The 26,508-nt window shown below is 44.4% G+C and carries 18 protein-coding genes and 4 tRNA genes; 14 read left to right on the top strand and 8 right to left on the bottom strand.

The window, feature by feature from the left end:
- Nucleotides 1–71: 71 nt before the first annotated feature.
- From FKX85_RS01410 to nadD, 4 genes are read left to right on the top strand one after another with little or no spacing between them, the layout of a single operon-like run.
- Complete coding sequence (locus FKX85_RS01410; protein WP_141613035.1) at nt 72–662, top strand: sigma-70 family RNA polymerase sigma factor; 591 nt, start codon at nt 72–74, stop codon at nt 660–662.
- Between the two features lie 29 nt (nt 663–691).
- Nucleotides 692–964 carry an anti-sigma factor gene (locus FKX85_RS01405; protein WP_141613034.1) on the top strand — a complete coding sequence of 91 codons (273 nt, stop codon included), beginning with the start codon at nt 692–694 and terminating at the stop codon, nt 962–964.
- A 17-nt stretch (nt 965–981) separates the two neighbouring features.
- Nucleotides 982–1,554 carry a guanylate kinase gene (gmk, locus tag FKX85_RS01400; RefSeq protein ID WP_141613033.1) on the top strand — a complete coding sequence of 191 codons (573 nt, stop codon included), beginning with the start codon at nt 982–984 and terminating at the stop codon, nt 1,552–1,554.
- Between the two features lie 6 nt (nt 1,555–1,560).
- Nucleotides 1,561–2,127 carry a nicotinate (nicotinamide) nucleotide adenylyltransferase gene (gene nadD, locus FKX85_RS01395; RefSeq protein ID WP_141613032.1) on the top strand — a complete coding sequence of 189 codons (567 nt, stop codon included), beginning with the start codon at nt 1,561–1,563 and terminating at the stop codon, nt 2,125–2,127.
- A gap of 328 nt (nt 2,128–2,455) precedes the next feature.
- On the opposite strand, the gene FKX85_RS01390 is transcribed toward nadD, so the two are convergent.
- The 5 genes from FKX85_RS01390 to FKX85_RS01370 all read right to left on the bottom strand — a co-directional run bounded on the left by FKX85_RS01390 (nt 2,456) and on the right by FKX85_RS01370 (nt 14,967).
- Nucleotides 2,456–3,826 (bottom strand): vanadium-dependent haloperoxidase, encoded by a 1,371-nt coding sequence (locus tag FKX85_RS01390; protein ID WP_229239728.1) that lies wholly within the window; start codon nt 3,824–3,826, stop codon nt 2,456–2,458.
- A 1,261-nt stretch (nt 3,827–5,087) separates the two neighbouring features.
- Nucleotides 5,088–6,440 (bottom strand): vanadium-dependent haloperoxidase, encoded by a 1,353-nt coding sequence (locus tag FKX85_RS01385; RefSeq protein ID WP_141613031.1) that lies wholly within the window; start codon nt 6,438–6,440, stop codon nt 5,088–5,090.
- A 13-nt stretch (nt 6,441–6,453) separates the two neighbouring features.
- Complete coding sequence (locus FKX85_RS01380; RefSeq protein WP_141613030.1) at nt 6,454–9,792, bottom strand: VCBS repeat-containing protein; 3,339 nt, start codon at nt 9,790–9,792, stop codon at nt 6,454–6,456.
- A gap of 98 nt (nt 9,793–9,890) precedes the next feature.
- Complete coding sequence (locus FKX85_RS01375; RefSeq protein ID WP_210416894.1) at nt 9,891–11,753, bottom strand: RagB/SusD family nutrient uptake outer membrane protein; 1,863 nt, start codon at nt 11,751–11,753, stop codon at nt 9,891–9,893.
- 19 nt (nt 11,754–11,772) lie between these two features.
- Nucleotides 11,773–14,967 (bottom strand): SusC/RagA family TonB-linked outer membrane protein, encoded by a 3,195-nt coding sequence (locus tag FKX85_RS01370; RefSeq protein WP_141613028.1) that lies wholly within the window; start codon nt 14,965–14,967, stop codon nt 11,773–11,775.
- 829 nt (nt 14,968–15,796) lie between these two features.
- Here FKX85_RS01370 and FKX85_RS01365 point away from each other — a divergent pair.
- On the top strand, nt 15,797–18,439 hold the full coding sequence (locus FKX85_RS01365; RefSeq protein ID WP_141613027.1) for a DUF5686 and carboxypeptidase regulatory-like domain-containing protein: 2,643 nt from the start codon (nt 15,797–15,799) through the stop codon (nt 18,437–18,439).
- A gap of 244 nt (nt 18,440–18,683) precedes the next feature.
- Here FKX85_RS01365 and frr read toward each other — a convergent pair whose 3' ends face one another.
- From frr to FKX85_RS01350, 3 genes are all read right to left on the bottom strand, one after another.
- Complete coding sequence (frr, locus tag FKX85_RS01360; protein ID WP_141613026.1) at nt 18,684–19,244, bottom strand: ribosome recycling factor; 561 nt, start codon at nt 19,242–19,244, stop codon at nt 18,684–18,686.
- A gap of 12 nt (nt 19,245–19,256) precedes the next feature.
- Complete coding sequence (pyrH, locus tag FKX85_RS01355; RefSeq protein WP_141613025.1) at nt 19,257–19,967, bottom strand: UMP kinase; 711 nt, start codon at nt 19,965–19,967, stop codon at nt 19,257–19,259.
- A 101-nt stretch (nt 19,968–20,068) separates the two neighbouring features.
- Nucleotides 20,069–20,563, bottom strand: a complete 495-nt coding sequence (locus FKX85_RS01350; protein WP_141613024.1) for an acetyl-CoA carboxylase biotin carboxyl carrier protein subunit — start codon at nt 20,561–20,563, stop codon at nt 20,069–20,071.
- 48 nt (nt 20,564–20,611) lie between these two features.
- Between FKX85_RS01350 and FKX85_RS01345 the strand changes: the two genes are divergently transcribed.
- The 9 genes from FKX85_RS01345 (at nt 20,612) to rplK (ending at nt 26,503) form a co-directional block, all read left to right on the top strand.
- Nucleotides 20,612–23,185 carry a M1 family metallopeptidase gene (locus FKX85_RS01345; RefSeq protein ID WP_141613023.1) on the top strand — a complete coding sequence of 858 codons (2,574 nt, stop codon included), beginning with the start codon at nt 20,612–20,614 and terminating at the stop codon, nt 23,183–23,185.
- A gap of 166 nt (nt 23,186–23,351) precedes the next feature.
- Nucleotides 23,352–23,434 (top strand) — tRNA-Tyr (locus tag FKX85_RS01340).
- 222 nt (nt 23,435–23,656) lie between these two features.
- Nucleotides 23,657–23,729, top strand: a tRNA-Gly gene (locus FKX85_RS01335).
- Nucleotides 23,730–23,768: 39 nt separating this feature from the next.
- Nucleotides 23,769–23,840 (top strand) — tRNA-Thr (locus tag FKX85_RS01330).
- A 60-nt stretch (nt 23,841–23,900) separates the two neighbouring features.
- The gene (gene tuf, locus FKX85_RS01325; RefSeq protein ID WP_141613022.1) at nt 23,901–25,088 is read left to right on the top strand and encodes an elongation factor Tu; all 1,188 of its coding nucleotides are present in this window, start codon (nt 23,901–23,903) and stop codon (nt 25,086–25,088) included.
- 113 nt (nt 25,089–25,201) lie between these two features.
- Nucleotides 25,202–25,272 (top strand) — tRNA-Trp (locus tag FKX85_RS01320).
- Between the two features lie 18 nt (nt 25,273–25,290).
- Entirely contained in the window at nt 25,291–25,479 is a 189-nt protein-coding gene (secE, locus tag FKX85_RS01315; RefSeq protein ID WP_015264130.1) for a preprotein translocase subunit SecE, read from the top strand.
- A gap of 19 nt (nt 25,480–25,498) precedes the next feature.
- Nucleotides 25,499–26,056, top strand: a complete 558-nt coding sequence (gene nusG / locus FKX85_RS01310; RefSeq protein ID WP_141613021.1) for a transcription termination/antitermination protein NusG — start codon at nt 25,499–25,501, stop codon at nt 26,054–26,056.
- Nucleotides 26,057–26,059: 3 nt separating this feature from the next.
- Complete coding sequence (gene rplK, locus FKX85_RS01305; RefSeq protein ID WP_015264128.1) at nt 26,060–26,503, top strand: 50S ribosomal protein L11; 444 nt, start codon at nt 26,060–26,062, stop codon at nt 26,501–26,503.
- Nucleotides 26,504–26,508: the final 5 nt, after the last annotated feature.

Here is a 26,508-nt window from a genome sequence, read left to right as displayed (position 1 = left end):
AATAAATCAAAAGGAGCGAATTCTTTCAAAAAATTAGTGATAAATTGAGTCAATGATTATTTTTGAAACTTATGTCTGAGGTACAAAAGAAAAAATATAGCGACAAAGAGAAGAATAACATCTTCGACAAAGAGTTTATGCCTCACATAGACTCGATGTATAATTTTGCCTTCAGGCTAACATTTGACGAAGATGATGCCAAGGACCTGGTGCAGGATACCTATCTAAAAGCGTACCGTTTTATCAATTCTTTTGAACAAGGGACCAATGCAAAAGCATGGTTGTTCAGGATATTGAAGAACAGTTTTATTAACGAATATAGGAAGAAAAGCAAGCAACCATCCAAGGTTGATTATCAAGAGGTTGAAACTTATTATAACTCAGATAGTGTTGATTACAATATTACCTCTGATCTGAGGGTAGACGCAGTAAAGGATATGCTCGGGGACGAAATTTCCAATGCCCTGAACAGTTTGGCTGTGGACTTCAGAACAGTGATCATATTGTGTGATCTGGAAGGGTTTACCTATGAGGAAATGGCCAAGATTTTGGACATTCCGATAGGTACTGTGAGGTCAAGATTACACCGTGCCCGGAACTTATTGAAGGAGAAATTGCATTCTTATGCAAAGGATATGGGATATGATGCTGATGAAGATTGATTTGAGTTTTAAAGTGAAAATAAAGTGACATGGAGAAAAATGTAAACTCATCCGGAGAAAGAAAACTTGAGTGTGGTGATGTGAGTAAGTGCTTTCAGCTGCTGGAACGTATTTTGGATGGAGAGGACTGTGATAGTTCCAAGGAAATCCTTAAGGATAAGCTGTCCAAATGCCAACCTTGTTTTGAGCACTACCACCTGGAGCAAGCCATAAGGGAAGTGCTGAAAAACAAATGCACCAAGCAAGCTGTACCTGGCGAATTGGCCGCAAGCATCCGTCAGAAAATAGAAGAAATAAAATAAGCGATCACCACCCACATATGTCTTCAGGAAAAGCTTTCATTTTTTCGGCCCCGTCGGGTTCCGGAAAGACGACTATTGTCAAACACCTCCTTTCCTCCCGAAATGATTTGGGGTTTTCGATATCTGCCTGCACCAGGGATAAGCGAGGACGCCATGAGGAGCACGGTAAGGATTATTACTTCTTGACTCCCCAGGAATTTAAAGAGAAAATTGACCAGGATGAATTTATCGAATGGGAAGAAGTTTACGAGGGGAATTTTTATGGTACATTGAAATCCGAGATCCAGCGGATTTGGGACAGTGGCAAGCACGTTATATTCGATGTAGATGTCAAGGGTGGTCTCCATCTGAAAGAATATTTTGGGGATAAGGCATTGGCGGTTTTTGTGAAGGTGCCTTCTTTGGATACCTTGGAAGAACGGCTGAAGGATCGAGGTACTGAGTCTGAAGAAAGCCTTTCGCGGAGGATCTACAAAGCAAAATTCGAGATGACTTTTGAAGGTCAATTTGACGTGACAATTGTCAACGACCATATGGAGAAGTCTTTCGATGAGGCAGAAAAGTTAATCAATGCATTCATTGATAAATAGAGGAAATTGAAGGTAGGTTTATTTTTCGGTTCATTTAACCCCATCCACATTGGACATTTGATCATTGCCAATGTCATGCAGGACAGTACTGACTTGGACGAGGTATGGTTTGTGGTATCTCCCCAAAATCCCTTCAAAAAAAGAAAGGCCCTACTGCACGAATTTGATAGGCTTAGGATGGTGGAACTGGCCATTGAAGGGAATTATCGGTTTAAGGCCATTGATGTGGAATTTCATATGCCCAAGCCAAGCTATACCGTGGATACCTTGGCCTATCTTTCCGATAAATTTCCACAGCATGATTTTAAACTGATCATAGGTGGAGATAACCTGACGCATTTCCACAAGTGGAAGAACAGCGATCAGATTTTGGGACAATACGGACTGTATGTTTATCCCCGGCCTGGTGAGTCGGTAAACTATGACCATCCAAATGTCCGTCACGTGGAAGCCCCGTTGATCGATATTTCAGCTACTTTTATCAGAAAGTCCGTAGAGGAAGGCAAGTCCGTAACCTATCTTTTGCCACCCCTTGTAGAGGATTATATCAAAGGCAAGAAATTTTTTGTGTAAATCAGGTGTCCAGTTCAAGGACACGTTTGTTCATGTATATTTACTCACAGAGCATTCCATATAACCTCGGTTCGATTTATGCAATACGTTAACTAAACGACACTGAATTGTACATTCTCAACCAAACCCGTAAAAAGGGACCAAGCAATATTTCTGGGGGATGAGAGATTTCCAGGTGGTTTTGGTAAGCATATTTCTCTTTAATTTAGCAATAGGAATGCGTGCTCCAGTATAAAAAATCAGCGCAGATCTTATTAATCTGCGCCATCTGCGTGCTATCGAAACCAACCCTAATCCCCCCAACTTTTTCGCTTGACCCGTAAAAAGATCATTTGGATGAGAGCGTTTCTTTATTGTTTTCGGAGATTTTTGAAAGCACGTGATTGCCTACCATCCGGCCTTGCTCTACCCCTTCGTCGATGGCCTGCATATAATGAATACCTCCATAAAACCTACTTATCGCCGCCTCTTCGGAGGCTTCCTTGAAGGAGTTGAATTCTCTTATGGGCAGCCCATAGGGTACTTCGGTACTGTCCACTAAATGAAACTGATCGCCGATCAGATGGGTAAGTGCGACGGCCGCTGCTTTAGATGCTACACTATGGCCGCTGGTGTATTCCGGGAAAGGGGGAGTCTGTAAGATAGGAAGCCAGTTTTCATCCATATATTGGTTGATATACGTTTCCGGCCGGATGAGAACACTTCTGTATTTCTCATCCCAGCAGGATATAAAGGCATCAAATAGGGCAATAGAGGTGTAGGCGAGGGTCTGACTGGTTGCTTTCCAGTCCTGGTTTTGGCCTGTGGCAGCGATGGATGCTATGCCCATCCAGTGTCCTCCCGGGGTGATTTTCTTTTCGGCAAACATGACATGTCCCTTGATGTTCATTTTATAAGGATTGCAGTCCCAGAAGAAGGCAATATCACTCTGATTGTCATTGAGCTGGTTTCCTATATCCATTACCGCTTTTGCCTCTTTATAGAATTTGCTTTCAGGATCGGTATCAAAGGGATATGGCTTGGCAGGAACAAATTGCGCCGCGGAATCCATGGTCATGGGACGAATTTTATTCCAGTGGGGCTCAATGCCCTCCATGTATGCAGGAGGAGTAGGGGTCCAGGTGCCGGGTTTTGAGGTAACTGTGTATTTTTCGTAGGATCGGCTTTCATGGTAATTGTCTCCCGAGGCATAATCAAGGACATGGGCCGCGACGGCATTTCCCAGCTTAACTGAATTTTCGAAAATATCGTCGGGCATTCCGTTATCTTTTAATTTTTGATATAAGGTCTCCCTTTTTTGGTTGATTTTATCTTCGGAGAACACCAGTGTCTGGCCTACTTTATAGTGGGCCACCAGCGCTGCCAGGGGATAGCTGCACGGAAGACTTACCTGGAAGTTGTCCGCTTTGAAACCGTTCAACTTACCCGTCATGGAGTGATATGATGAATCCGAAAGCGCAGTGACTTCATAGGCTGCCAGGGAGGCGTAGGCATAAATTCTACTGGATACCGGTGGGGAAAAAATATCGTGCACCATTACTTCTGTCAAATGCCTGTTGGCTGTAGAAAGCGCCGAACTATCGGTGAGCAGATGCTGATAATCGGCTTCTGGTTTACAGAAGCTCAATAGGAGGATGGGTAATAGGAGCGTAGATCTTAATAGGTTGGGCAACCGGTTCATAATAAATTGGATAAGCATGATTAATTGATAATACTATTTAGGTTTAGAGCAGCGGATTATACCGAAATAACTTCGGTATATCATTGTTTCTGATGACCAGCTAATGTGTAGTTCCTTGTATGTCAATGGGCGATATTCCTTTTGTTTTACCTTCTATTGAAATTCCGGAACGGGAAAGAGGAATGGCCCTGAAGCTGAGACCTTTATTGCTGCCACTCTAGATAGATGGTTTTTTGATAGTATTTTTAGGTTTAAGTAAAAATACTGTCTAATATATTTTCGCAATATAATATTGTTAATGGGATTGATGAGAAGATTTTATTCTTTTATTTTATCGTTTTTATGTCATTATTTTAAATATACCCCGTAAGTTTTATTGATTTGGTGAAAATAATAAACGGATATTTACATTTTGATTGATGAAATCGATTTCAATTTGAAAAATGTTCATTTTTGATCGTTTTGAAATAAAAACATTATTTGGTATTTATCACTAATGATTGATGATTATAACCATTAAAATTACTGTAAATATTTGTGTTTTTTAAGGTTGATAACATCTGGCCATAGGACTTTTCTGTTGAAATGAACAGATAACTTCAGTTCGATTTAAAAAAAACGTCACTGTCCTTAGGGCAAACGCATTTACCAAGCATGAGCAAAATTAATGGTTTTATGAACAACAGGTCTAATTGCCGATTCTCAAGGGGTGGACAACTGACCATTGGTTGTGCATATTAACCCTTTCTGCGGTTATAGGAATATATCAACTTACCAAAAAGGGTCAGGGAAATTGTTTTTAAATTACTCCCCCGAAGGGGATGTTTAATCCAGCCCAATGACACGCATTGGGCCAATAGGTGATGTGCGGCCTGTAAGACCAGCTAAAAATCTTCCTGTGCATATATTTGGATAGATGGAAGAACTGGGCTGGGCTTTCAGCCTTAATGGCTACAAGCGATTTTCTGATAATAGGGATCATTAACAAGGGATTAGGTGGGATTTAACCATTCATCGTCCAAGAATCGATCCTTGGACGATGAAAACACGGCTAGATTTAGCAACCCCGAAGGGAATACCCCAATTCCGTTATGATATGGTACTTACGAAGATGTCATACCGAGCGAGCCTGTCTGTCGATCAGGTAGAGTCAGGGGTCAGTGCCATCATTTGGCCTTGTTGTGGCGAGTGACATCCCTCTTCAGCCTTCTTGAGAATAGTTCACGTCTGTCTGGGGAAGACCATAGCTATCAGTTTAAGCTGCTATTCAATATGTCATTTACTTCATCGCGTGGGCAGCTCCTGCTTGATTTTGCTTGGAGGGAGAAAATTTCTTGATCACCCAATTCCCTACTTCCTTTCCTTGTTTTTGGCCCCTGGTGATGGCATCCATAAAGTGGATCCCGCCATAGAGCCTTGAAATGGCGGCCTCGTTGGCTGCTTGGTTAAAGGAGGTGAAGTCCCGGGCTTTCAGTCCATAGCGTTCCTCGACGGTGTCCGAATAGCTGAAATTGTCCCCGAAATAGTGGGTAAGGACGACCGCTGCTGCCGTGGAAATGGTAGAGTGTCCACTCAGGTATTCCGGAAAAGGTGGCGTTTGCAAAAAAGGTGTCCATGTGGGGTCTATGTACTTTCTAATGGCCGTTTCGGGGCGGATGCGGTTACTACGGTATTTCTCATCCCAGCAAGCAATAAATCCATCCATTAATGTGGTGGCCACCATGGTGTGGATTTTCATGGATTCCGTAAAGGAAAGTGTTGCTTTTTGACAGGCGATGTTGGTGATCCCCATCCAATGTGCTCCTGGAGAGATTTTCTTCATTCCCACCATCAGGTGGCCATTGTCCTGTAAAGCAAAGGGGTTACAGTCCCAAAATGCAGCAATTTCTTTGTTTATTTCGGACATTTCTACGTCATAGACCTCTTTGGTGATTGTATAAAATTCAGAATCTTTACCTTCTGAGAAGGCTATCGGCGCGAGTGGTTTGAACTGGGCTGCTGAATCAAGAAAGAATGGCCTGACCGTGTCAAAATAAGGCTCTACCGGGGCAAAATACCCAGGAGGAGTAGGGTACCAACTTCCCGGGGTGCCCAAAGGGGTATAACGGGGATAGTTGCTGATGAGGGTATAGCCATCGGTTTTGGCATAGTTTAAGACCGCTTTGGTCATAGCTTTGGCATAAGCTAAGGAATGTTTGATGGTCTCTTCAGAATATCCCATTTCCCTGCAACTGTCCAGCAGCGTATCTTCATATTCTTGAAGTTCAGTTCCAGATGGCTGAATGGTCTTTGCCGTCTGGATCATGCCCAGTATCGCACTTAATTGATATGCCTGTTCAGAGAAGCCGGATGGCTTTTTGATGTCCGGGTATTGATTGATAATCCCGTGTAAATCCGTCAGCGAGGAGTCATTTTGGGACACAATTTCATAGCCCGTGAGGCAGGCATACGAAAAGAACCGTGCCGCCAATGGGGGATTGGTGACATCATGGATCATCAGCTCTGTCATTTGCTCGGCGACTTCACCAATGTATTTGGTGGGTAGTTCAGGTGCTTTTTTTTTGTCTGTACTACAGCCGATTACTACGCTGAGGGATGCGATAAAAGCTAGACGAAAACTAATGCGTTTCATAATGATCAGGGGTTTAATTGGTGTTGTTGGTTTTGGCATAAGTGACAATTCCTTCTTGGTTGATCCCAAAGATCCACTTCTCCTGTAGTGAAAGGATGCTTCTTACATCACCTTTCAGGGAGAATCCCGAACGGGCCTGAGATAAGTCTATAAAGTTGCCTTTTCCATCGCCTTTTAGCAAAAGCCCATAATTGGCATCATATTTCCCAAACCGAAGCCTTGCATTTTCGATGTTACCACAGAGGAGAATGTCCTTGTTTCCGTCGTTGTCCATGTCTCCGCTGGCGATGGCCATGACGGGGCTGTTTTGAGCCTGTATTGGTAAGTTGGCCAAGGATAACTTTTGTGACGCTGTGCTCAGGAAGAGGGCCGTTGCCAGATGGTTTGCGGTAAGTGTTTTACTGTTCTTAAGCTCTTCATTGGTGAAGATGTCTTCGATCTTAGCACTGGCATAACTTTTATAGTCAGGAAAGCGTGTGCGCATTTTCGCCATTTGATCCAGTAGTTCGTCTCGAGTGACATAAGGATAATTTTCCCCTTGAATATAACAGCACAGGATAGGGTCCAAGGAGCCATTTTGGTCAAAATCCTTATAGATTAAACTGGCTGGTTCATCGTCACTGGCATGGATTTGGGCGTTGGTTCCCTGGTTTCCCAATACCAGATCAGGTTTTTGGTCCCCATTTAGGTCATCGATATGGATGGCATTCCACCAGCCACTGTATTCCTTGTCAAAATATTGGTTGGTGACTTCTTCTAATTTCCCTTTGCCAACGGTGAAAACCTGAACCGGCATCCACTCTCCCACAGTAAGTAGTTCAGGTTTGCCATCCATATTAAGATCAGCCAGTGCCGAATCTGTGATCATGCCTGGATTGACCAATGCAGGAGCCACGGTGGCAGTTTGATCGGTAAAGTTTCCTTTGCCGTCATTGACAAGTAGATAACTCCGGGGGATTTCAGGATACTTTCCAGGTACTGTTCGGCCTCCCACGAAAATATCCGGTGCTTGGTCTCCATTTATGTCCAGGAAGGTGACACAGCTGGTGCTGGTCAGCATTTCTGGTAAGGATGGGGATTGTTTTTTGAAATTTCCATTTCCGTCATTAAGGTAAAGTCGATCCTGAAGTTTGGTGTCGGCAGGCATAAAATTACCGTAACCGCCACTGCAAACATACAAGTCTGGAAACCCATCTGCATTGACATCCGCAAATTCAGCATAGCTGTCTTCACTTTCTTTATCCAAAGCAAACTCGTCTTCTCCTTTTGTGATAAATTGCCCGTTCTTTTGCTGGATAAAGACCTTCGAAATGTCACCAGAGCCTGCACCTACAAAAATGTCCTCTAATCCATCACCATTGACATCTGCTTTGGCCAGGGAAGGGCTTTCAAAGGAAAGTGGATTCACGATCAGTGGCTGTCGTTTGAAGTCATTGAGCTGGTTTTGGGTCAGCTTAACAGTGAAAGGAGCGTTGGTTTCTTTGAAAAGTGGTGCTGGCGGTTCTTTATCAAGATCAAGGGTTTCTGCTTCAGATTCGTTGAGCGTGATCAGTTGATTGGTGGCGATGTTTCGGACGGTCAGGGCTTTCCCTCCCAGCCATTTCACCTGCAGGGAATCGATAAATTCGGTTTCTCCCAGTCCAAAATGGAGCACGGGAGAAACGCTGGATTGATAGCCTCGGGCGGGCATCTGTTCTTGAAATAGGGTCTTCCCTTCATCGTATAGAGTGACCTTAGTGCCCAATCCGAATTTGTTCGATTTTTCTCCATTCAGCTTGATTTTCAGGTAGCTATTGGAAAGCTGCATGTTTGCCTGGTTTTCGAAAATGAAAGCTTCCAAATTGATATTGTTTACCACAAGGTCAAGGTCACCGTCATTGTCTAGATCAGCATAGGCCGCACCGTTGCTATTGGATAAATAATCCAGCCCCCAGCTTTTGCTCACCTTGTCAAAGGTAAGGTCTCCGTTGTTTTTGAACATGTAGTTGTGGAGGTTGGAAGAGGGGATTTGCTTTACCAGCTCCAGTACATTTTGACGTCTGATGTTACCATCATTGTTTTGGACATAATCCCCCATAAATTTGAGGAAGTCCATATTGGTGTAGTCGCGCAAGTAGCCATTGGTGATATAGAGATCCTTCCAACCGTCGTTGTCAAAATCAGCAAATTGGGCCGACCAGCTCCAGTCCGTATTGGAAATCCCCGATAGCTGGCCGATTTCACTAAATGTGCTGTTGCCGTTGTTTACCTGCAGCATGTTTCGCATGTACTGGTGGTGGAAGCCCATATTTACCTTGAAGTCAAACTTCTCATAATTGTCAGGGGCCATGAGTAGTTTTTGGCGTTCATTGCCTTCAGGAAGCATGTCCAGTGTAAAGAGGTCTGGAAGCCCATCATTGTTTACATCAGCTACATCATTGCCCATAGAGAAGTGGGAAGTGTGTCCCATGCTATTGCCAATGCGGTCGGTGAATGTACCGTCCTGGTTGTTGATGTACAGGTAATCGGGCGCGGTGTAGTCATTGCAGATGTATAAGTCTGTCCATCCGTCACCATTGATATCTGCAGCTCCAGCACCCAGCCCATAGGAAAGTGCCGAGTTTTGGATGCCAGCAGCTTCTGTTACTTCGGTGAATGTTCCTTTGTCATTTTTGAAAAGCTGCGATCCTGCTGGATCTTTTTCTTTCATGATGGCAGTGGTGCTGGCTTCATCCAATATGGGAAGTGATTTATGGTTGTGATTGAGAAGGAACAAGTCCAGGTCTCCATCTTTATCGTAGTCAAAGAAGATGCCTTGTGTGCTGGTGGAACTGCTGGCAATACCGAATTTTTCAGCTTGTTCTGAGAATTTTGGATGGCCGTTATCTTCATTGCCTTCATTGATATACAGTTCATTTTTTCGTTTTTCCGGCCTCAGGTTGCCAGAGTAACAAACGTAGATGTCCAGTTTGCCGTCTCCGTTTACATCTGCCATGGTGACGCCGGTTTTCCAGGGACTATTCCGTCCGGCGGTGCCAGAGCCGGTAGTGATATCTTCAAACGTCATCTGACCCTTGTTCAGGTAAAGTTTGTTGGCGATCATATTTCCGGTGAAATAAATATCGTCCAAACCATCGCCGTTTACATCACCGATGGCCACACCACCGCCATTGTAAAAGTATTCGTACATCAGGACGTTGGTATTGAGTCCTTCGGTGAGTTGGTTTTTGAAGGAGACTTGCGTGTGGGAGGAGGAGAGAAGGGTGAATAACGGTGGGATGTCCGGTGCGGTACTTTCTTCTGGCTGACTACAGTTTATGAGCATACCGCAGAGCAAGCCAAGACAGACCAATTGGGGGTAACGTTTTAGCATAGAGGTATTGTTGGGTTTGGAATTTAAATATAAAAAGAATCTATACCATTGCTTTAGATGGTATAGATTCTTTTAGATGAAAAAACAATAGGTTAGGGTTATTCGGTGTAGCCTGGGTTCTGTACGAGTTTGGCGTTCCTGTTCATCTCGTTTTGGTGAATTGGCAGGAAGTACATTTTATCCAGCCATTGACGGTTTTCCTTACCCGGGTCAATAGGTGTGACTTGATAGGAATAATCGTATATCTCAGGATCATATCGGTAGAGTTCCAAGCTTTGGCCTGATTTGAATTCTCCCACGATATTGATGCCGTTGGCCTTCCTTCCCAAGGTCTCATCTGCAATCATCCAGCGGCGACAGTCATGGTAGCGTTGTTCTTCGTAGGCCATTTCGACACGTCGTTCATTGCGGTAACGCTCCATAAGGGCTTCACCGGAGTCGTTGATGGCGGGCATGCCTACGCGGTAGCGGATTCTGTTTAACCAAGTGCGAGCTTCTTCTTCCTGACCAAGTTCGATACAGGCTTCCACATAGTTCAATACCGCTTCAGTGTAGCGCAAGAAAGGCCATGGAATCTCCTGCCAGGTGTTTTGGTCTACGATGGCAGGATCCGGATCGGTGAATTTTCTTATATAGTAGCCGGTGTAAGAGCCGTTCCAGTCTTCAATGGAGCTGTTACGGGTATCCAGCCCAAAATGGGTTACGATTGATCCGTTTTGTGTGATTTCATATTGTCCGGTCTGGATTTGTCCCAGAGGGTCTTTGGACTGATTGGCTGATGACCGTGGTTTCCACTGGGCCCCGTCGTAGAGCAGGGAAGCGTAGAAGCGTGCATCCCTGTTTTTATAAGGGGCTTCGGCATGCTCTGAATTGTCCCAGTCAAACTCCGTACCGTCCATCATCTCATAGTCATCCACAAAATGCTGAATCGGCGTGTTCCCGGCCCAGTTGTTATAGCCGTTCGGCCCATTGAACAGGCCTTGACGTCCACCGTCTTCTTGCTTTGCATTGATAAAATACCGCGCAAAGATCAGTTCTTCCTCACCACCGTTTTTAGAAAGTGAATTGTTCATATAATTCTGGATTCCTTCTTCCTGGGAGACGGGAGCCGAGAGATTGAGTAAGTTACCTTCGTCATTGTCCAAGACTGCCTTGGCAGCATCTTTTGCCCTTTGCCACCTGGACATGCGATCGCCGGAAGTGTATCCCAAGTATTCGGGATTGGCATAACCGGCAATCAAGCTGGACTGACCGGAAGCCGTAGGGATGTCGTGCAGGTCACTGGCGGCGTAGAGCAGAATTCTGGATTTTAGGGCCAGCGCGGCTGTTCTACTTGCCCTACCGGAATCCATGGATTTGCCTTCCAATAAGGTGGCTGCCTCATCCAGGTCTCCGACGATGAAATCGATACATTCCTCCCAGGTATTTCTGGGGATTTCATAAGAATCTTCGCCCAATTCATAGGCCCTGTCCACAATTGGAAAACCACCGTAGTAGCGCAATAGTTGGTGGCTGTAATAGGCGCGCATAAACTTGGCCTCTCCCATCAGTCGGTCAGCTAAGTCCTGATCTGTAAATAACGGCTCGGTGAGGTTTTCGATAGCTACGTTACATGCTCTGATATTACTGTACATATTGCCCCATTCCAAGGTGTTATTGATCCAGCCAGGTTCTGCAGGATTGGATCTGGCTTCGGTAATGACGGTAATATCTCTTCCAGGGTGGGTAAAGATGGCTTCATCGGTAAGAGAAGCTAGCATTTGCTCATTAAAACCTCCTTGGCCCAGGCCGGCATATGCGCCAGTGACTGCAGCTTCTGCAAGGGCCGGGTCTGACCATACATCTTCAGAGTTCACCTCTTCCAAAGGGACTGTATTAACAAAATCTGCATTACAGCTGGACATGACCCATAAGCTCACTGCCAGGAGGCATAGATAGGTTATGTTTTTGAATTTATTCATTTTCATGTCAGTTTAGGATTTAAAAGGTAACAGATAGCCCCGTGTTGATCACTCTTGCCTGCGGGTAGTATTGACCGGTTGAGTTGGAGGACTCAGGATCCATTACTTCTAGCTTGTTCATGATATTGAACAAGTTCAGGCCATTGGCAAATACCCTGAGGTTTTTAATGCCCACCTTTTCCCCGATCTCCATTGGAAGGGTATAGCCGATCTCAAAGTTTTTCAACCGGATGTAATCTGCTTGTCTAAACCAATAGGTGTTGCCATTGGAATAATACTGGTCACTTCTGTTGGCAATCCTTGGGTGTTCGCTGCTTGGATTGTCCACTGTCCAGCGATTTTCATAGATGTCCAGCAGGTAGTTGCCGATATTTCCTGATTCTCCAGCACTTACGTATTGCCTGGCACCAAATGCTCCTTGCAAGAGTATGGACAGATCAAAGTTTTTATAGGAAGCAGTGATGTTCATACCACCTTGAAATAATGGGATGTTGTTTTGGTCCATCCGTACACGGTCATCCGGTGTGATGGCACCATCATTATCATAATCTACATATCTCATATCTCCAGGACGCAGTTCATTGGTGATCGCAGAATAGTCCAGATCTTCGTTATCGATGGACTGCTGGTCTGGGAATACACCGTCATATTGATATACCAGGAAGGTGTTCATCGGCTTGCCGGTAGATAGCTGCCAATCTGGGGCACCTGGTGGCTCATCCCAGAAAAGTATCTTGTTTTTGGCGTAGCCACCGTTTACACTGACGCTGTAGTTAAAGCCGCCGCTGGTTCTTCCACGATAGCCCATCAAGGCGTCGAAACCAGAATTGGCGACTTCACCGATGTTTTCGGCTGGTAAGGTAATTCCTGTGGTTTGTGGTACAGAAGCGTTTTTCCTCCAAAGGATATTGGTACGTTTGTTATAGAAATAATCAAATTCGAAGTAAATCTTACCGTCAAGTAGCTGCCCTTCTATCCCGATATTGGCATTGTTGGCAATTTCCCAAGTAATGGCGGGATTCGGCACTCGACTTTCGTATAAAGTTTTAGTTTCTACACCGTTTATGATATAGCTGTCAAATAGATAGGTCGAAAGGAATTGATATTCCTGTAAGGTCTGTGTCCCGTCGTCGTTGGAGTCGTAATAAACTTGATCATTTCCCATCTGGCCCCAGCTACCACGGATTTTGAAGAATTCCAGTCCAGGGATGGCATTTTTAAAGAAGTCTTCCTCAGAAGCTACCCATCCCAACATGATGCCGGGGAAGAAGCCAAACCTAGTGTTTTCAGGGAAAATGTACGAAGCATCGTATCTCCAGAGGAATTCGGCCAAATATTTTTCCTTGTAGTTATAGGCTACACGTCCAAAATAGTTTAGCCTGGCACGTTCATAAGCATCACCGCCGTTATCTTTTTCCAGTTCACCACCGGCAAATAATTGATCAATTGTTGTAGAGAGGTAATACCTGCGAAAGGCAAAGAAATCATCTCCTTCTTCGGTTTCACGGTTGGTACCGGCCAGGATGTTTAGTTTATGGTCTTCGTTGATGGTCTTTTCATAGGAGAGAACACCGCCCAGTAGGATGTTGAGTTGATTGAAGTGCTCTTGTCTCAGGCGGGGATCAGCAGGCCCCCTTTGGCTGGGAACCAGCACAGGGGTCACGCCATCTTCTTCGAAGCCGCTTCCTCGCTCATAAAGTGTCCAAGGTGTCTCCCATCTTTTGATATCTCTGGAGAGTTTATCTACCGCTGCGGTACCGATAAATTTCAGCCCTTCTACACCGGGGATTTTGATGGTCAGTTCTCCATTGGACTGGAAATAGTCCCTTTTGTCCCGGTCATAACCCGTTTCATTGGTGGTGATGACCACGGGGTTTTCACCGTTTTCGATATCGGGTCCCGGGAGTCCATTTGGCCAGAAGGCAGGCTGATGGGGTTTGCCCCGCATTTGCATACGGAAGATTGCTCCAGCACCCCGAGTAGGGAAGAATCGGAATTCCTCTCTGCCCAGTACGCCCAATTTCAGGCTAACATAGTCATTGATCTTGGCGTCAAGGTTAATCCTCAGGTCGTACTGCTTATAGCCTGTGGCAGAGTTTTTATAATAGGCATCTTGGTTTTGGTAACCAAGGGAGGCCAGGTACTTTACGTTTTCACTGCCACCGATCAGCTGTAAGTTGTGTTTGGACTGTGGGGACCACTCCTTTAAGGTCGCATCGTACCAGTCTGTGTTGGGGTAGTTCCAGGGGTCATTTCCTGCCCTGTAGGCAGCGATGTCTTCAGGAGTGTACGGAGCTGCCCTTTCTTGACCGTTGGGACGTGTGTACACACCTGTGTTTTTATAGGCATCATTGGCCGCTTGCCATTCATCCACTGGTAACTCATAAACGCTGAGGTCATTGAGCATTTGGGTGTACTGAGCGGCATTTGCCAAGTCTGGTATTACAGTTGGTTGTGCCCAGCCTTGGTTAAACTGATAGGATAGCTCCGGTTTGCCGGACCTGCCGCGTTTGGTGGTTACCAGGATGACACCATTGGCTGCCCTGGAACCATAGATAGCCGCAGAGGCATCTTTTAGGACCGAGATGCTTTCGATATCATTAGGGTTAAGGCGTTCGAAACCGCCAGCCCTGGCAGGGATTCCGTCGATTACAATAAGGGCATCGTTATTCCCTAAGGTATTTGATCCCCGGATACGGATGCCTGATCCATCATAGCCTGGTTCACCACTACGGTTTACGGCCACGACTCCGGGCATACGGCCAGCGATGGAATTGGAAATGTTTGTCGCCGGGGATTTGGCCAGTTCTGTTCCTTTTACGGCGGTCACTGATCCTGTGACTGTTTCTTTCTTTTGTTCGCCGTAACCTACTACCACCACTTCCTCCAGGGCTTGCATGTCTGGGTTAAGGGTGACAGAGATCTCAGATTGATTAGCGACGGCAACACTTTTAGTCTCAAATCCAATGAATGAAAATGTAAGAACATCTTCGCCTTCATTAAGGTTGATGCTGAAATTACCGTCCAGATCGGTGATTGCTCCCCGGGTGGTGCCTTGTACCAAAACTGATACACCCGGTAATGGTAGCTTGTCTTCGGAAGAAATAACATTTCCTGTCACTTCTTTCCCTTGCCCAAATGCTACCATCTGCCAACTGGCAGAAAAAAATAAACATAGCAAAAGGACTCTTAGCTTCCGTAAAGTTTGAGTCATGTGGGTTAATGTTAAAAGGGTTATTAAAATGATTTATTGCTTTTACTAAAGTGATTTAATATTTGGAGAAAAACAAAACTATATTTTACGTTTCCTGCTATTAATATTTAAAAATTTCTATAAAATCTATTGTTTTATTATTGATTATTGAAAAAATATAATTATTCAATTAGGCATCTTTAACCGGAACCGATTGCTGTGTTAATATTTGTTAAAAGTGTGTTTTTGACAAATATCATCCTGAAGATTATGGTTCGTTTATGTTCAAATTGTGTTTTTGCTGATGTAAACGGTTTTTATGATCGAACTGAGGCTGTTGCCATTGACTTTTGGCTTCTATTTTATTCTATTGGTGTTCGCAATAGCTTCCTCGCCTCACGCGAGGAACAGCGTGTTTGGAAATACTGGTGAAAGGGATAGGCAAAGCCGGAATGGTTTCCATAATACGTGATAATTACCATCGGATAGTCTCTTTTATGTGCCTGGGGTATGATAGGGAGGGTGATCGCTTTAGTTGCGGTAAAATGGAAAAGGTCAGAAAGGCTTTTGCCCAAAAAATGGAGCTTTGGAGATTTACTTCTCTTAAAATTTTGATTTATTTCACAGCAAAGGTATATTTATCGCGTAAGGTTTAAATAAAAGGAAAGAATTGGCAGCTCATAGCTGTCCGTTCTTTATTTCGATGCTTCTTAGGAAGCTTTTTTTATGCCTGTACTTTTTTCTTTCTGCTGTGATATTCTTTTTGTTAAAGTATGTCAAGAGATGGCCTGTTTTTGAAGGGTTTTGATTTTAAATGCTTAATTTCTCCCTGTAAAAGTCTACAGTTCTTATGAGAAGTTTTTTACTGCGATCAATGGCGATTTTTCTGACGGTCTGTCTATGGAAAATGCCTACAGTCCTAGGTCAAGGTATCCGGGGCAAGGTGCTTACCGAGGATGGAGAGCCAGTGGCCTATGCCTCGGTGTTTGTGAGGAACCTTAATGATGGGATTCCGACAAATCAAAATGGAGCATTTGAATACGCATTGGCTCCGGGGCATTATGATATAATCGTCAGGCACCTGGGCTACGAAACCCAGCAGCGAACAGTGGAGGTAAAGGATGGTTGGGTGCAGCTGGATGTGGCCTTGGCCTCCCAGACCTATGCCATGGAAGAAGTGGAAGTAAAGGGCGGTGCCGAAGATCCTGCGCTTACGGTGATGAGAAAAGCCATTGCCAAAGCCAAGTATCATCGACTGCAGGTGGCCGAATATACCATGAAAGTGTACATTAAAGGTACCGGGGAGTTGACCGATGCCCCTTTTTTTTTAAAGAAAAAGCTGAAGGAGGAAGGGATTTCGCTAAATGAAGCCTATACCTCTGAGTCTGTTTCTGAAATTACCTTCAAACAACCCAATGAACTGAGTGAAAAAGTAATCAGTATTCGCTCTTCTGGAGAAAGTAACCAAACGGATCCCGCCCCATACATCGGAGCATCTTTTTATCAGGACAAGATCAATGATGTGGTATCTCCGCTCAGCAGGTATGCGTTTTCATATTATCGGTTTAAGCATGAGGGGACTTTTTTCGAAAATGGTGTATTGGTCAATAAGGTCCAAGTGACCCCGCGCTCCCGGGGAGAGCAGGTTTTTGAAGGGCATATTTATATTATCGAAGACCTGTGGGCCATTCATAGCCTAAGGCTGAAAACCTCCATCATGGGATTTGACGTAGGGGTGACACAACAGTATGCGCCGGTGGATGAAGGTGTGTGGATGCCGTTAACGCATGTTTATACCTTTGGGGGAAGTTTTTTTGGGTTTAAAGGGCATTACAAATATCTCGCGTCCACCAGGGATTACCAGATCTCCCTTAACCCGGATTTAGTAGCCGAGACAGAAATTTTGGACGAAAACGTTGAGGATATTCCTGAAGAGGTGGAGATTTTTGAGCGGAAAACACCTGCCCAGGAGCAAATCACCGATGCCAGTAAAATGTCCCGGAAGGATTTTCGTAAAATGATCAACCAATACGAAAAGGAACAGGAGAAGCAACGGAAAAACGCCGATGTAGCCGTGGTCAGGAATCATAAAGTGGACTCCATGGCCCATGAGCGGAGCATAGCCTATTGGGACAGCATCCGTCCGGTAAAGCTTACCGAAAAGGAAACGAGGGGCTATCACCGTGATGACAGCTTGGCCATAGTGGAGGAGGCCAAGAAAAGTGAGGTGGATTCCATTGCCAAGAAGGCCAAAAAGTCCTTCAATCCACTGGATGTCTTGGGTGGAGGAACATATCACTTCGGAGGCGGTAGGTCAGCTGGGTTTGATGCCAATTTTACCAAACTGTCTTTTAATACGGTGGAAGGATTTAAGTTTGGTTTTGGGGGAGATTATCAAGTGATCCGGATGGACAGTGCCTCTAAGCGAACAAGCACCTGGAAGATAAGTCCGGAGGTGCGTTACGGATTTTCCAGTAAGCAGTGGTATGGTACCTTGGATTTCCAAAAGTCCTGGAAACAGGACCGTGCTAGGTTTCTGTATGGCCTGACAGCAGGAAAATACATTTATCAGTTTAATGGAGAAAACCCGATCAATGAGCTGGTGAATGCTGCTTACTCTTTATTGCTGAGGCAAAATTACATGAAGCTTTACAACCAGCAATTTGTAAGGTTCTACATGGACCATCGGCCAAAGGATGCGTTTTCCTATAATTTATCATTGACCTATGCTGATCGGGGGATGCTCACCAACCAGTCGAACTATAGTTTTTACAAGAAAACAGGTCGGGATTATAGTTCCAATGAGCCTGAAAATATAGAGACAGATGAAGCCGCGTTCCAATCAAATGAATCTTTGCTACTTAACGCAGAATTTAACTGGCGTCCGGGACTGAAATATTATGTGAGAAATGATAAAAAGTACCCATTGGGCAATACTGCTCCAGTGGTCAGCCTGCGCTACCATAAAGGTATTGCCAATGTGGGGCTCGGGGAAGGAAGTGCGGATTTTGACCAGTTGGAGCTAGGGGTAAAGCACAGCTTTGAATTTGGGGTCAGTGGCGAGCTGGATTTTAACGTAAGAGCAGGCTCCTTCCTGAATGCTGACCAAGTGTACTTTATGGATTATGAGCATTTTGGCGGTAACAGGACCATTTTCAGCAATATGGGAACAGTGAGCAACTACCGTTTTATGGACTATTACAAATTCAGTACTAAAGGAGATTATATCAGTGGTATTATCCACTATCAGTTCAGGAAATTTTTGCTGACTCAGTTGCCGATGCTGCGATTTTCAGGGCTCAGGGAAAATGTGTTTTTCAACTACCTGAAGACAGTAAATTCTCCGCATTACTGGGAGGTGGGATATTCCTTGGACAATCTGTTTCGTATATTCCGGGTGGAAGTGGGAGCAGGATTTGAGAATGGAGAATATTCACGTGGAGGTGTGAGACTGGGCATAGCGACCTTTATCAATGTGGACTTTGGAGAGTAGGTGGGATCGCTGAAAAAAGTTAGCACAGGTGATAGGAATGGCAGTTGTGTGACTGAGAGAAGGGTATTGTTAAAGGCGGATGAAGCAAGGTTGCTGGGGCAAAAAAAACTATTCCATATGATTCTCCAAAGCCTAATACTGAGAGGAAAGAAAACAGGCCACGGTTACACTGATAAAATATTCCCCGATGGGTCGGGGCAGGCTATGTATCCGTGGCCCGCTTTTGTAATGCAAAGGCACTAAACTACACCTTCATGATATCGGCTTCTTTTTTCTCGAATAGGGCGTCAATTTTGGCAGAGAAATCGTCGGTTAGTTTTTGGACTTTATCTTCTGCTCTTTTGACATCATCTTCCGAAACACCTTCTTTTTGGAGTTTTTTCAGTGAATCATTGGTCTCTTTCCGGGCACTCCGGATGCTGATCTTACCGTTTTCGCATTCGTTTTTGGCGTACTTTACCAAGTCTTTTCTGCGCTCTTCAGTTAGTGGCGGAATGGTGAGGATGACGATTTCACCATTGTTTTGGGGGGCAAGTCCCAAGTCGGAGTTGATGATGGCTTTCTCTATCTCACCGATGAGGTTTTTCTCCCAGGGTTTGATGGCCAATGTTCTGGCATCGGGAGTGTTGACCGAGGCCACCTGCTGAATGGGCGTAGCGGATCCATAATAATCCACCATAATACCATCCACCAAATTGGGCATGGCTTTACCAGCTCTAATTTTGAGGAGTTCATTCACTGTATGGTCGACAGCTTTTTGCATTTGTTCCTTTGCTGCCTCGAGCTCTAACTGTATCTCTTCCATCTTTATGTTTACTTAATTTGAGGTGATTAAAGTACCAACTTCTTCTCCTTTTACCAAATCTTCCAGGTTGCCGGCCTTGTTCATGTCAAATACAATAATGGGCAGGTTGTTTTCCTGGCAGAGTGTAAATGCTGTCATGTCCATGACATTTAGGTTCTTTTCGTACACTTCTTGGAAGGATATATTGGTATATCTTTCTGCGGTTTTGTCTTTTTCCGGATCGGCAGTATAGACACCGTCTACGCGCGTGCCTTTCAGTACCACATCGGCTTCGATTTCAATTGCCCTAAGGCTGGCGGTAGAATCAGTAGTGAAGTAAGGATTGCCTATTCCTGCGCCAAAGATCACAATTCTGCCTTTTTCCAAGTGGCGGATGGCCCTTCTACGGATAAAGGGTTCGCAGACACTCTCGATCTTGATGCCTGACATGAGCCTGGTGTACATCTCGTTTTGTTCCAAGGAACTTTGTAGGGCCATGGCATTGATAAGTGTGGCAAGCATTCCCATGTAATCGCCCTGTACGCGGTCTATACCTACTTTTTCTCCTTGGACACCCCTAAAAATGTTTCCGCCTCCGATGACAATGGCGAGTTCGACGCCCAGTTCTTTCACTTTTTTGATTTCCTGGGTGTATTGCTTTAATTTATTGGAGTCAATGCCGTAGCCATTGGGTCCCATTAAAGCCTCACCGCTGAGCTTGAGCAGAATTCGTTTGTATTTCATAAGTAAAGTTGGTTAGCTAGCCTGCCAATTGTTGTTTTATTGATGAATAGATAAACTCGACAAATATAAATTCTTGAGCTTAGAAAACTAAACGATCGTTTCTAAAATTGTATCAAGATTTGTTTTTTTTCTACACTTTGCCCTGTGGCAACCAGTATTTTTCTGACAGTGCCATCTCCAGGAGCCTTGATGATATTCTCCATTTTCATGGCTTCCAAAATTACCATTGGTTGGTCTTTTTTTACGATATCCCCTTCCTGAACATTGATTTCCAGGATCAGTCCTGGCATAGGGGCCATAACGGAGCTTAGCTTGGTGTTTGCCTGGCCATTCATGCCCAGTTTTTCCAATAAGAGATCAAATTTGTCCTTGATCTTGACCTCCGCTGATTTGTTGTTGATCTTTAACGTCAACTCTTTTTTGGCAGCATCCAGCCTTACCAGTTCCACTACGTAAGATTTGTGACCTCTGATGATATGAAAATGACGGTTATCTATTGGGTTTATCTCCCAGTCCACGGCGGTCCCGTTAATCAAAAAGTCTCCACCGTCCTGTTCAATACTAAAGTTTTTTTCGTTTACGGTAACTGAGTACATTTGTGCTGTTTTGACTTTAAATATACAATTTATCTTTAATTGGCCTTTATGAATGTTAGATTCTCTTTCCCTTTTTTAATGGGAGTGATGTTGTGGGGTGCATGCAGTGTCCGAAAATCCACCGTCCCGTCAGCCAGTGAGCAGCCATTACCGGTGATTGAAAAGAAGGGTTCAGGTGATGTTCGGGGCTTGGTAATGGAGCGGGAAAACGTCCTAAGCAATTATAGAGCCACACCCGAAAGGAAGTTTGATTTGCTTCATACTTCGCTGGATCTAAGCTTTGACAGGCAAAGGCAGTTGGTGCATGGGGAGGTGGAATTATTGTTGAGGCCTTACTTCTATCCTCAAAACAATTTGATGCTGGATGCGCAGGATTTTGATCTTCACACAGTCAGTTTAGGTACTTCTCACCAGCATCTGGAATTTAGGTATGATTCCCAGCAGTTGGAAATACGGCTTCCAGAGACCTATACCGCTGAGGATACCCTTTCTATACATATCAGCTATACAGCCCATCCGAGTAGGAATAGCGGGAAGGGAAGCGCGGCAATCACCGATACCCAAGGCCTTTATTTTATTAATCCCACTGGGGAAGAAGCAAAGCCGGTTCAAGTATGGACACAGGGAGAAACTGATCATAATTCAAAGTGGTTTCCGACCATCGACACCCCAAATGAGCGCGCTACCCATGACCTAAAACTTACCGTAGAGGAAAAATTCACCACGGTCAGCAATGGTGAACTGGTAGCGCAAGAGAAGTCTGAAAATGGCATGCGTACCGATCATTGGGTGATGGAACAGCCTTCAGCTCCCTATTTGGTGGCTTTTGCTGTAGGGGAATTTGAGCATGTATCCTCCCAGTGGAACGGTATCCCGCTGGGTTATTATGTGGAAAAGCAATTTGCCGAAGGAGCTGGAAAAGTGTTTGGCAGGACACCTGAGATGATGGACTTTTACTCAAAATTGCTGGGGGTACCTTATCCCTGGCCGAAGTACGATCAGGTGGTGGTGAGGGATTTCGTGTCGGGAGCCATGGAAAACACCACTGTTTCTATTTTTATGGAGGAGCTCAATATGAATGCTCGGGAAGCGATTGACAGTGAATATGATGGGATTATTGCCCATGAGCTTTTTCATCATTGGTTTGGTGACTACGTGACCACAGAGTCCTGGTCAAATTTACCACTAAATGAGGCGTTTGCCAATTATGGAGAATACTTGTGGTACGAGCACAAAGAGGGAAGGGACGCGGCAGACCTTCACCATATCGGAGAGCTGGAAACCTATCTTTGGGAAGCGGAAGAAAAGCAAGTGGACCTGATCCGCTTTGAATATGAACACAATGAGGAAATGTTTGACAGTCACTCTTACGCGAAAGGAGGAAGGGTGCTGCATATGTTGCGGGACTATTTGGGAGATAAAGCATTCTTTACAGGACTGAAAAATTACCTGACCAAGCATGCTTTTCGTGCCGTGGAGGTGCATGATCTCAGGTTGGCACTGGAAGAAGTCAGCGGCAAAGACCTGAACTGGTTTTTTAACCAGTGGTTTTTGGCGTCAGGCCACCCTGTCTTGGATATTGATTTTGACTACAGTCAGCCAGATAATGTGTTGTTGACAGTGACGCAGCAGCAGGACCTGGAAAATACCCCATTATATGTTTTGCCTTTTGAAGTGAGCTGGTATGCAGGAGGGAAGCGGTTTGCGAAGGAATTTGTCCTGAGGGGAAAGCAAGGGGAATTTCAATTGGATAATAATATTCCTATCACCGAGGCCTATTTTGATGAGCGAAAAGTGCTCCTCGCAGAAAAGCAGACCACCAGAAGTGATGATCAGTTGAGGGCACAATTTAGCGAGTCACGGTTTGGTGTGGCGCGGTATGAAGCCTTGGATAGCCTAGGCCAGCGGTCTTTGGACACAACAGATGTGCGGAAGTTGGTGAGTTTGGGGCTGGAAGATGATTTCTGGCCGATTAGAGAAGTTACCCTGAATAACTTCGGAAGTAGCATTTCATCATTTGGGATGGAGGAAGCTTTAGTGGCGCTAGCAAGCCAGGACAAAAGTAACAGTGTCCGGGCGAGTGCCATTACCGCATTGGCGGCGATTGGAGGGGATCATTATGCAGACCAATACATGCTTTGGATGGAGGATTCCTCATACTATGTGGCCGGAGCAGCACTGGATGCTTATCTGCAAATGGAGGGCGATGGGATCGAAAAAGAAACAGTGGCAAGTGCATTCCAAGATGAACAGAGTATTCGAATGATAATTCCCCTGATCGATTTTTTCACGCAACAGGAAGTTGCGGGGAAGGGAGCGTGGTTACATGAAGTTTATGACCGTACATCCGGTAAAGATTTATATTATCTGATCGGCTACTATGGGGATTATTTTGTTAAGCTACCAGGCGAGGACAGTGATAGGGCCATTGAGAGGCTTTATCAGACAGGGATGAACCACACAGCATCTTATGTGAGATTTGCAGCTTTTCAGGCCCTTTTTGGTTTTATTGATGAGGAAGGCGTACAGGTAAAAATCAATGATATTTTCGACCATGAACCCGATGCATCCATCAAGAACAGCGAAAAGTATTTCTTGGCACCCTATCAAGAAGAAAATTAATTACCTGATTTCGAAAAACTTAATAAAAAGCACGAAAAAAACTTAAGGAATTTTTGTGCAATATTTTGAATGTTTCAGAAAAGGGTATAATTTTGCCATCCGTTAAGACAAACAAAAAAGGACAAACGCGTTCGAAAAAGGGCTTAACGAATTGAAATACTGATTTGGGGGAATACCAAAGCGGCCAACTGGGACGGACTGTAAATCCGTTGACTTATGTCTTCACAGGTTCGAATCCTGTTTCCCCCACACTTTATATTTCCACGGATTTTTCTAAATTTGTGGAAATCGTACAGCAAAAGTTTTTCAAAAAGTAAGACGACGATTGAAACTATTGTCAAGAGTTGATATTCTTTTGCAAGATTTTGGTATGTAAAAAATATGCCCAGCTGTAAGATCACGAAGTGTTATTATTGACTTTCGAGATTCAAGGTCGGGGTGTCAGTATAGAAAAACTAGATAGAGTAATAAGCGGGAGTAGCTCAGTTGGTAGAGCGGCAGCCTTCCAAGCTGCAGGTCGCGGGTTCGAGCCTCGTCTCCCGCTCTATGCTTATTTGTAAAGCATAGATAATCGATGTTATCAGCCGACGTAGCTCAGGGGTAGAGTGCTTCCTTGGTAAGGAAGAGGTCATGGGTTCAAATCCCATCGTTGGCTCAATGACATTAGCATAATTTAACTAATTCATATCATTAACTAAACAGAGGATTTTCACGCATGGCAAAAGCAACCTTTGACCGTTCCAAACCGCACGTAAATATCGGTACTATTGGTCACGTCGATCACGGTAAGACTACCTTGACTGCTGCCATTACAACTGTATTGGCTAGAAAGGGTCTTTCTGAATTAAGAGACTTCTCTTCTATCGATAATGCTCCAGAAGAGAAAGAAAGAGGTATCACTATCAATACTTCACACGTAGAGTATCAAACTGAATCAAGACACTATGCACACGTTGACTGTCCTGGTCACGCTGACTACGTGAAAAACATGGTAACTGGTGCTGCGCAGATGGACGGTGCTATTCTAGTAGTTGCTGCCACTGACGGACCAATGCCTCAAACTAGAGAGCACATCCTTCTTGCTCGTCAGGTAGGTGTACCAGCACTAGTTGTTTTCTTGAACAAAGTTGACTTGGTAGATGACGAAGAGCTTCTTGAGCTTGTAGATATGGAAGTAAGAGAATTGCTTTCTTTCTATGACTTCGACGGAGACAACATCCCCGTTATCCAAGGTTCAGCACTTGGCGCCCTTAACGGTGAAGACAAGTGGGAAGAAAAAGTAATGGAATTGATGGAAGCTGTAGATAGCTACATTCCACTTCCAGAGCGTCTTATTGACAAAGACTTCTTGATGCCTGTAGAGGACGTATTCTCGATCACTGGTCGTGGTACTGTGGCTACTGGTAGAATAGAAAGAGGTGTGATCAACTCTGGTGATGCAGTTGATATCATCGGTATGGGAGCTGAAGGTCTTAAGTCTACCGTAACTGGTGTGGAGATGTTCCGTAAGATTTTGGACAGAGGTGAAGCTGGTGACAACGTAGGTCTACTTCTAAGAGGTATTGAGAAAGCTCAGATCAAGAGAGGTATGATCATCTGTAAGCCAGGTTCTGTAACTCCTCACTCTCTATTCAAAGCTGAGGTTTACGTACTGTCTAAAGAAGAAGGTGGACGTCACACTCCATTCTTTAACAAATACCGTCCACAGTTCTACTTGAGAACCACAGACGTAACTGGAGAAGTAAAACTTCCAGAGAACGTTGAGATGGTAATGCCAGGTGATAACATCACTATGGAAGTACAATTGATCAACAAAGTTGCCTTGGAAAAAGGTCTACGTTTCGCAATCCGTGAGGGTGGTAGAACAGTAGGAGCCGGTCAGGTAACTGAAATTCTTGACTAATCATAATTGATCAAGATATATAAAATGCGATTCTGAATTTTTCAGGATCGCATTTGTTTCTTTATATATTATTACCTACTTTTGCGTTCCTTTTGGATTGTAAAAGGAAAAACACGGGCATAGTTCAATGGCAGAATAGCGGTCTCCAAAACCGTTGATGGGAGTTCGAATCTCTCTGCCCGTGCAATTAAAATCATAGAACATGAACGTAAAAAACTTTGTTGTAGAGTCAATAGACGAAATGAAGAACAAGGTTACATGGCCTAAATATTCTTCATTGCAAAGCAATGCTGTGCTGGTTCTTGTTGCCTCTTTGATCTTTGCTGTAGTTATCGGCTTGATTAATTTGGGCTTTGAGAACATCATGAAATGGTTTTATGATTTATTCTAAATAGAATCAATAGTTACTGATGGCAGAACATAAATGGTATGTACTCAGAGTGGTAGCAGGGCAAGAGAAGAAGGCCAAATCTTATTTGGACAACGAAATCACCCGGCAGAAACTGGAGGATTATATTCCCGAGGTGTTAATACCTTCTGAAAAAGTATATGAAATGCGCAATGGCAAAAAGAGAGTCAGAGAGAGAAACTTCTTTCCTGGCTATGTTTTGGTTAATGCGGATTTGTCCCATGGTGAAGCCAATCACGTAATCACGAGTATCCCGGGTGTTATCGGGTTTCTAGGTGCAAACGCAGGAGGAGCTTCCAAGACTCCTGAGCCATTACGACAATCAGAGATCAACCGTATCTTAGGTAGGGTTGAAGGGATTGATGAGTTTGCCGAGAAGCTTGATACGCCATATATAGTCGGAGAGACCATTAATGTAATGGATGGTCCCTTTAGTGGTTTCTCGGGAACGATAGAAGAGGTGTTTGAGGACAAGAAAAAGCTTAATGTTATGGTTAAGATTTTCGGACGAAATACCCCTGTTGAGTTAAACTTTATGCAAGTAGAAAAACAAGACTAGGAAATGGCTAAGGAAATTACTGGTTATCTGAAATTACAGGTGAAAGGTGGCCAGGCAAATCCATCTCCTCCTGTTGGTCCGGCCCTTGGTGCCAAGGGTTTGAACATCATGGAGTTCTGTAAGCAATTTAATGCCAGAACTCAGGAAAAAATGGGTCAACTTCTACCTGTCCTTGTTACGATTTATTCTGACAAGTCCTTTGATTTCGTGATCAAAACTCCTCCAGCGGCAAACTTGCTGTTAGAGGCTGCGAAGTTAAAAGGAGGTTCTCCAGAGCCAAACAGGAAAAAAGTAGGTTCAGTATCCTGGGATCAGGTAAAAGAAATTGCTGAGGTGAAGATGCCTGACTTGAACGCCTTTAAGGTGGAGTCCGCAATGAAAATGGTTGCAGGAACGGCAAGAAGTATGGGAATCACAGTTTCAGGAAAAGCTCCTTGGGAGGAATAAACATA

This window comes from Echinicola soli, assembly GCF_006575665.1.
Taxonomy (GTDB): domain Bacteria; phylum Bacteroidota; class Bacteroidia; order Cytophagales; family Cyclobacteriaceae; genus Echinicola; species Echinicola soli.
The sequence above is the reverse complement of the archived record's forward strand: the minus strand, read 5'-3'. Positions and strand labels throughout refer to the sequence as shown.

What these genes read in the sequence shown, in the direction of transcription:
- FKX85_RS01370 (WP_141613028.1), bottom strand. Translation starts at nt 14,967, where the DNA reads ATGACTCAAACTTTACGGAAGCTAAGAGTCCTTTTGCTATGTTTATTT.
- tuf (WP_141613022.1), top strand. Translation starts at nt 23,901, where the DNA reads ATGGCAAAAGCAACCTTTGACCGTTCCAAACCGCACGTAAATATCGGT.
- FKX85_RS01380 (WP_141613030.1), bottom strand. Translation starts at nt 9,792, where the DNA reads ATGCTAAAACGTTACCCCCAATTGGTCTGTCTTGGCTTGCTCTGCGGT.
- FKX85_RS01410 (WP_141613035.1), top strand. Translation starts at nt 72, where the DNA reads ATGTCTGAGGTACAAAAGAAAAAATATAGCGACAAAGAGAAGAATAAC.
- rplK (WP_015264128.1), top strand. Translation starts at nt 26,060, where the DNA reads ATGGCTAAGGAAATTACTGGTTATCTGAAATTACAGGTGAAAGGTGGC.
- FKX85_RS01390 (WP_229239728.1), bottom strand. Translation starts at nt 3,826, where the DNA reads ATGCTTATCCAATTTATTATGAACCGGTTGCCCAACCTATTAAGATCT.
- FKX85_RS01350 (WP_141613024.1), bottom strand. Translation starts at nt 20,563, where the DNA reads ATGTACTCAGTTACCGTAAACGAAAAAAACTTTAGTATTGAACAGGAC.
- FKX85_RS01375 (WP_210416894.1), bottom strand. Translation starts at nt 11,753, where the DNA reads ATGAATAAATTCAAAAACATAACCTATCTATGCCTCCTGGCAGTGAGC.
- gmk (WP_141613033.1), top strand. Translation starts at nt 982, where the DNA reads ATGTCTTCAGGAAAAGCTTTCATTTTTTCGGCCCCGTCGGGTTCCGGA.
- FKX85_RS01345 (WP_141613023.1), top strand. Translation starts at nt 20,612, where the DNA reads ATGAATGTTAGATTCTCTTTCCCTTTTTTAATGGGAGTGATGTTGTGG.
- pyrH (WP_141613025.1), bottom strand. Translation starts at nt 19,967, where the DNA reads ATGAAATACAAACGAATTCTGCTCAAGCTCAGCGGTGAGGCTTTAATG.
- nusG (WP_141613021.1), top strand. Translation starts at nt 25,499, where the DNA reads ATGGCAGAACATAAATGGTATGTACTCAGAGTGGTAGCAGGGCAAGAG.
- FKX85_RS01385 (WP_141613031.1), bottom strand. Translation starts at nt 6,440, where the DNA reads ATGAAACGCATTAGTTTTCGTCTAGCTTTTATCGCATCCCTCAGCGTA.
- FKX85_RS01405 (WP_141613034.1), top strand. Translation starts at nt 692, where the DNA reads ATGGAGAAAAATGTAAACTCATCCGGAGAAAGAAAACTTGAGTGTGGT.
- frr (WP_141613026.1), bottom strand. Translation starts at nt 19,244, where the DNA reads ATGGAAGAGATACAGTTAGAGCTCGAGGCAGCAAAGGAACAAATGCAA.
- FKX85_RS01365 (WP_141613027.1), top strand. Translation starts at nt 15,797, where the DNA reads ATGAGAAGTTTTTTACTGCGATCAATGGCGATTTTTCTGACGGTCTGT.
- secE (WP_015264130.1), top strand. Translation starts at nt 25,291, where the DNA reads ATGAACGTAAAAAACTTTGTTGTAGAGTCAATAGACGAAATGAAGAAC.